We start from the raw sequence: 6,474 nt of genomic DNA, 5'->3' as shown, positions 1-6,474 counted from the left end.
GCGCCTCGCAGGTGCCCGGCGCTGGGGACGGCGCGCCTGAGTTGGGCGCCCTCGAGGCGGCGCGGATCGCCGTCGGGGTCCTGCTCGACGGCGGTGTGCAGCATGTGGTGGTGTCGCCCGGCTCCCGGTCGGCGCCCATGGCATATGCGCTGGCTGAAGCGTCCGCGGCAGGCAAAGTGGAGCTCTTTGTGCGGATTGACGAGCGTGCCGCCGGGTTCACCGCCCTGGGCCTCGCGCTGGCGACCGGCTCCCCGGCGGCCGTGCTGACGACGTCGGGGACCGCCGTCGGGAACCTGCTGCCCGCCGTGATGGAGGCGAATCATGCAGCGGTCCCGCTGATCGTCCTCTCCGCCGACCGGCCGGATGAGCTCCGCGGAACCGGAGCCAACCAGACCACGATCCAGCCGGACCTCTTCGGCGAGCAGGTGCGCTTCGCCGCCGACATCCCGGCAGGCAGCAACCCGGAGCGGGCCGTCCGGACCGGGCTCTCCGCCGCCACCCGCGCGTTTGAAGAGATCCCGCCGGGCCCCGTCCAGCTCAACCTCGCCTTCCGTGATCCGCTGGTTCCGGCGGACGGGGAATCGCTGCCGCCGGCGGCGGAGCGGCAGCGTTACCGGATCGGCACCCAGCCGCTGGTCATGAACCTGCCGCCGGCCCCCGAAACACTTCCCGAGCGGCGGACCGTGGTGCTGGCAGGACACGACGCCGGTCCGGTCGCCGAGGCCTTTGCCCGCGCCCACGGACTGCCGCTGCTGGCCGAGCCGTCGTCGAACGCCCGCTTCGGCCCGAACGCCGTGGGCCCGTACCGGCTCCTGCTGGAACACTACGGCTCCGGCTCCGGCCACTCGATCGAACGTGTGGTGCTGTTTGGCCGGCCCACCCTGTCCCGGCCGGTGGCGGCGCTGCTGGCCCGGGAAGACGTGCAGTCCGCCCTCTACCAGCCGGTCCCCGTGGCCTGGTATGAGCCTGGCCGGCGCACCGAGCTGCCGCTGGAAAACCTCGCTGACCTCGCCGACTTCGCGGGCCGCGGCGCACCCGCCTGGCTGGACACCTGGCTGCTCGCCGGCTCGGCCGCGCAGCACGCGCTGGACGGGGTGCTGTCCGCGGACTCTGCTGCCACCGGCCCGTCTGTCGCGGCCCTGGTGTGGCGGCACGCCCGCGGCCAGCTGCTGCTGGGTTCCTCGAACGGCATCCGCGACGTCGACCTCGCCGGGCTGCCCGCGCCCGAACCTGCGGCCACGGTCTACGCGAACCGCGGCCTGGCCGGCATCGACGGCACCATCTCCACTGCCACCGGCCTCGCCCTCGGCGGGCGCCAGGAGACCACGGTCCTGCTGGGCGACGTGACCTTCCTGCACGACGCGGGAGGCCTCCTGCTCGGGAACGGCGAGGAACAGCCCGACCTGCGGATCGTGGTCCTCAACGACGCCGGCGGGGCCATTTTCGGGCTCCTGGAGCACGGCGCCGTGGCCGAAAGTGGCGCGTACGGGGACGCCGTCGAACGCCTCTTCGGCACCCCGCACGCGGTGGACATCGCGGCACTCGCCGCGGCATACGGCGTCGGGCATTCACTGGTCAGTACGACGGCGGGACTCGCCGAAGCGCTTGGCCAGCCCGTCAAGGGACGCACCATCGTCGAAGTCCGCACGGACCGCCAGGCGCTGCGGCAACTCCATGCGCGGATCAAGGAAGCTGTTGCGGCCGCCGTCGGGGGAGTGCTGGCCCGGTAGCTAGCCGGTGGGCGGGGTGAACTGGCTGGCGGTGAACACGGCTCCCTGCGGATCCTTGATGAGTGCGTCGCGCGTCCATTCCGTGTCACGCTGCCCCAGGACCTGGCCGCCAAGCCGGGTTGCCGCAGCCGTTGCCTGGTCCCGGTCGGCGACCGCGAAGGTGACATGCCAGTGCGGAGGTTCGTCCGCCTCCGTTGGCGCAACCCAGCCGATCTCGTCCTCAAAGCCGGGAGGCACGGCGACCTCCGCCTGCCGCGACCGTGTGCAGATCGCTGAAGTTCCGGGATCCCGGCTGGTTGACTGCCTGGGCGCCCACCCGGTGCTTTGGCTGCCAGAGCCGGAACTCGACACCCTCCGGGTCAGCCAATGCCGCACCGCGCCCGCCCTCACCGGCATTGGAGGGACCCGAGAGCACCGTGGCGCCGGCCGCAACGAGCCGCTGCGCTGTTGCATCGACGTCGTCCACCGCTATGTAAGTACTCCAAGCCGTGATGTCCTCCCGCCCGCCTGCCAATCCGGCCACATCCTGGCCGTCAAGCTTCGCAATCAGGTACCTGCCGGGCGCGCCGGGCGGCATGGCGTCCTCGAATGTCCAGCCAAAAAGTCCGGCGTAGAATTCGGCGGCGGCAGCGATATCGGGCTGAGTAGTGCCGATCCATTACGGGACACCCTGGGGGTACGTTCGCGTGGTCATCGCTCACCCCTGCTTTCCTTCAGGGCCGACTCGAAGGCCGGCAGGCTGCGCTCGATCATGTCCTCGTTCGCGGTGAGGGAGATCCGGAAGAAGCCCGGGGTTTCGAACAGCACGCCGGGGAACACGAAGACGTCGCGGCGGGCCAGGGACTCAATGAAGGGCTCGTCGTCCGGCAGGGGAGATGTCACGAAAAGGTAGAACGAGCCCTCGGACGGCCGGAGGCGGTAACCCATGCCGCCGAGGGCATCCACCAGTCGGTCCCGGCGGCGCTGCAACTGGCTGACGTCGATGGTGAACTGCTCCAGCGCGGGCAGGGCGTGTTGCAGCAGCGCGTTGGGGTACACCCAGCCCATTGCCACCTGCAGGCCCGAGATGGCCGGTTCGAGCCCATCGGCGTCGGGCATGGTGGGCGGCAGCGCCAGGTAGCCGACCCGCTGGCCCGGGGAGAGGTGGGTCTTGCCGTAGGAATAGGCGAGCAGGGTGTGCGGGTAAAACTCGGCCGGGCTGTGGAAGCGCGTGCCGTCGAACACGATCCGGTTGTAGGCCTCGTCCGAGAGCAGGTAGATCCGCCGTCCGATGCGTGCGGAGGCCGTCTCCAGCAGGTCCGCGAGCCGGCGCAGCATCACGGGCGGATAGATGCGTCCCGTGGGGTTGTTGGGTGAATTGACGATCACGCACCTGGTCCGTTCCGTGATGGCGGCGTCAATGGCGGCCAGGTCCAGGTCGAACGTCTCCGTTTCGACCTTGACCTTGACCGGTACCAGCCCGGCTTCGAGGATCAGCGGCTCGTAGAGGAACCAGGGCGGGAGGCTGAAAATGATCTCGTCGCCCGGGTCCGCCACGGTCTTCAGCGCCAGCGCGATGGCGGCGAAACCCCCGGTGGTGAGGTAGATGTCCTGGGGCCGGAACGGCACGTCCAGGAGCCGTTGAAGCGACGCGGCGGCGGCCTCCCGGGCGGATTCGCCGTTCGTCTGGTAGGCGAACCACTGGTCGTTCTGTGGTGCCAGGGCGTCCCGCAGGGTGTTGACGTAGCGGTCCGGCGGCATCTGGTGCGGGTTGCCGAAGGTGAAGTCGCCGCCGGCCTCGCCCAGCCCCATCAGTGTCATCTTCCGGAGAAAGGCATCAACCCGTCGGAAGGAGGGGATCGACGCCAGCCGGGCAGCCCGCCTGGACACCCCCGACGTGGCTTGGGTGGTGGCTGATGGATCGTTCATTGATTGGCGCTCCTCTGCAAACCGCCCGGTTTGGACGGCCGTCGGACGGGCAGCGCGCTGCTGAGCCAGGGCTGTGGTGGGACCCATTCTCGGCCCCTGCCCGCGCCGGTGTAAAGGCTCCGTGAACCGCCCGGGCAGGGTGCCGCCGTCGTCCGCCTTGCGCTCCCGGCGACCTGCAAAAGGCCCTGTGACGCAAACATTCCCCGGCGCTGCGGTTGTCGCGGCGCCGGGGAATGCGTGTCTGTGTGGATCAGCGCGTCGGCGCCTACTCCTCGATCTCGATGTGGGTGGGGTCCAGGACGCGGCGCAGGAACTCCTTGGTGCGTGGCTGGGTGGGGGCGCCGATGACCTGCTCGGCCACGCCTTCCTCCACCACAACACCGCCGTCCATGAACACCACGCGGTCGGCCACTTCGCGGGCGAAGCCCATCTCGTGCGTAACCACCAGCATGGTCATGCCCTCCTTGGCCAGGTTCCGCATGACGGAGAGGACGTCGCCCACCGTTTCGGGGTCCAGGGCGGAGGTGGGCTCGTCGAAGAGCATAAGCTCGGGATTCATGCTCAGCGCACGGGCAATTGCCACGCGCTGCTGCTGCCCGCCCGAGAGCTGGTCCGGGAAACGGTCGGCCAGGTGGCCCAGTCCCACGCGCTCCAGGTTGTGCAGCGACACCTTGTCCGCTTCGGCCTGGGAGCGCTTGAGGACCTTGGTCTGGGCAATGGAGCAGTTGCGCTTGGCGTCCAGGTGCGGGAACAGGTTGAACTGCTGGAACACCATGCCCACCTTGCGGCGCATGCGGTCGATGTCCACGTCCGGGTCGGTGGCTTCGAACCCGCCTACGTGGATGCTGCCCTGGTTGGGCTGCTCCAGCAGGTTGACGCAGCGCAGCAGGGTGGACTTGCCGGAACCGGAGGGGCCGATCAGGCACACCACCTCGCCCGGTGCCACATCCAGGCTGATGCCCTTGAGGACCTCGTTGGTGCCGTAGGACTTGCGGAGGTCCTTGATGGATACGCCGGCGGCGTGGACGGTGCCGGTGCTGCCGGCGGAAGGTACGACGTCGTTCATTGGCTTGCCTGCCTATCGCTTGGTCCGCGCGGAGCGGCTTTCGAACTTCCGGGCCAGGAGGCTCAGCGGGATGGTGATGACCAGGTAGAAGGCGCCGGCCACCAGGAGGGGCGTCAGGCCAGCACCCAGGCTGGAAATACCGTCGCGCCCAAACTTGGTGAGCTCGTACTGCGAGGCGGTCAGGCCCAGGACATAGATCAGGGACGAGTCCTTGGTGAGCAGGATGATCTCGTTGGTCAGGGGCGGCAGGACGATCTTGAAAGCCTGCGGGATCACGATGGTGACCATGGCCCGCCACTGGGGCATGCCCAGCGAACGGGCAGCTTCCATCTGGCCCTTGGGGACGGCCTGGAGGCCGGCGCGGAGGGTTTCGGCGATATATGCCGAAGCGACCATGCCCAGCGAAATCATCACGATCACGGTGACGTTCCAGGAGACGCCGAAGGCCAGCGGGACGCCGTAGCCGAAGGCGATAAACACCAGCAGGGCCGGGATCCCGCGGAAGAATTCAATGTAGCCGGTGGCGATCCAGCGGTACAGCGGGAAGCTGGAGAGCTTCATCAGGGCAAGCAGCAGGCCGCCGGACAGGCCCACGATAAAGCCCAGGAAGGTGTAGACCAGGGTGTTGACCAGGCCGGTGACGAAGATGCCCGGAAACATGGGCCCGATCTTCGCGAAGTTGAAGACGCTGTTGCCGATCGTCTTCCAGTCGGTGGCCAGGATCAGCGCGGCGAGGGCCACAACAAAGATTCCTGCCTGGACATACAGGCTTACTCTGGCTCGCTGACGTGCGGTCATTGCCATGGGTTGCTCACATTCGTTATGCGTGGCTGGGGCCCCGGACGGCGGTGTGGCGTGTCCGGGGCCCCAACAGCGTTGTTCTCAGGGCCGCGAAGGCACCGGGTCAGCGCCCGGGCCCGCGCTCTGGCTACTTGGCGGCTTCGCCGAACCAGGTGGTCTTGAACTTCTCGAGCGAACCGTCGTCGGTCAGGCGCTTGAGCGTGCCGTTGACCTTCTCCGCCATGGCGGTGTTGCCCTTCTTGATGGAGATGCCGAGCTTCTCGCCGGTGGCGAAGTCTTCAACCTTCTTGAACTTGGGGTCGTCCTTGATGGCGTAGCCCAGCACGGACTGGTTGCCGAGGGCGGCGTCGATGGTCCCTGCCTGCAGGGCCTGGACCAGGAGTCCGGTGTCCTCGAACTGCTGTGCCTCGATGCCCTGTTCCTGTGCGTAGTCGGCGCCGGTGGTGGCCTGCTGGACGCCCACCTTCTTGCCCTTGGCGCTGTCCAGGCCGGTGATGCCGGAGTCTTCGCTGGCCACGAGGGTCAGGTCGTCGTCCAGGTAGGGATCGGAGAAGTCCATGACGGATTTGCGGGTGTCCGTGATGGAGATGGAGGAGATGCCCAGGTCGCACTGGGTCAGGGCGGTGCCGGTCTCGATGGCTTCGAAGGAGCTGTCGACGATGTTCAGTTCGGCGTCGAGGTCCTTGGCGACTTCCTTGGCGATGTCGACGTCGAAGCCGACGGTTTCGCCGTCCTTCTGGAATTCGAAGGGCTCGTACGGGACATCGGAGCAGACCGTGAGCTTGCCTGCGTTGATGAGCTGGATGCCGCCCTCGGACGCGGCGGGGGTGGAGTTGCCGCCACCGCACGCCGTGAGGGTGAGGGCGCCGGCGGCGAAGAGTGCTGCTGCCTTGGCGGTCATTTTGGCCGTAGCCAGGGACTTGAGCTGCATAATTCTTACCTTTTGTTGCAGGGGTATGCGGTACTAAA

Annotated in this window: 7 protein-coding genes; 1 reads left to right on the top strand and 6 read right to left on the bottom strand. The window is 68.0% G+C overall.

What is annotated here, in order from left to right; genetic code table 11:
* Positions 1-11: 11 nt before the first annotated feature.
* Positions 12-1,730 carry a 2-succinyl-5-enolpyruvyl-6-hydroxy-3-cyclohexene-1-carboxylic-acid synthase gene (gene menD, locus ACYQ1Z_RS08830; protein WP_459792141.1) on the top strand — a complete coding sequence of 573 codons (1,719 nt, stop codon included), beginning with the start codon at positions 12-14 and terminating at the stop codon, positions 1,728-1,730.
* Here menD and ACYQ1Z_RS08825 read toward each other — a convergent pair whose 3' ends face one another.
* The 6 genes from ACYQ1Z_RS08825 to ACYQ1Z_RS08800 form a co-directional block, all read right to left on the bottom strand.
* Positions 1,731-1,967 (bottom strand): VOC family protein, encoded by a 237-nt coding sequence (locus ACYQ1Z_RS08825; RefSeq protein ID WP_459792138.1) that lies wholly within the window; start codon positions 1,965-1,967, stop codon positions 1,731-1,733.
* A complete protein-coding gene (locus tag ACYQ1Z_RS08820) occupies positions 1,951-2,364 on the bottom strand; it encodes a VOC family protein (RefSeq protein ID WP_459792140.1) in 414 nt (137 codons plus the stop codon). Before ACYQ1Z_RS08820 ends, ACYQ1Z_RS08825 begins: the two co-directional genes overlap by 17 nt.
* A 56-nt stretch (positions 2,365-2,420) precedes the next feature.
* Positions 2,421-3,638: an aminotransferase class I/II-fold pyridoxal phosphate-dependent enzyme gene (locus tag ACYQ1Z_RS08815; protein ID WP_459792137.1), complete on the bottom strand. Its 1,218-nt coding sequence runs from the start codon at positions 3,636-3,638 to the stop codon at positions 2,421-2,423.
* A 265-nt stretch (positions 3,639-3,903) separates the two neighbouring features.
* Positions 3,904-4,704, bottom strand: coding sequence for an amino acid ABC transporter ATP-binding protein (locus ACYQ1Z_RS08810; protein ID WP_459792136.1), 801 nt, complete (start codon positions 4,702-4,704; stop codon positions 3,904-3,906).
* A gap of 12 nt (positions 4,705-4,716) precedes the next feature.
* Positions 4,717-5,508 (bottom strand): amino acid ABC transporter permease, encoded by a 792-nt coding sequence (locus tag ACYQ1Z_RS08805; protein WP_459792135.1) that lies wholly within the window; start codon positions 5,506-5,508, stop codon positions 4,717-4,719.
* A gap of 124 nt (positions 5,509-5,632) precedes the next feature.
* Positions 5,633-6,436, bottom strand: coding sequence for an ABC transporter substrate-binding protein (locus ACYQ1Z_RS08800; protein WP_459792134.1), 804 nt, complete (start codon positions 6,434-6,436; stop codon positions 5,633-5,635).
* Between the last annotated feature and the right edge of the window lie 38 nt (positions 6,437-6,474).

It is taken from the genome of Arthrobacter sp. AD-310 (assembly GCF_054656615.1).
Note: the sequence above shows the minus strand (reverse complement) of the source record. Positions and strands in the feature narration are given on the sequence as shown.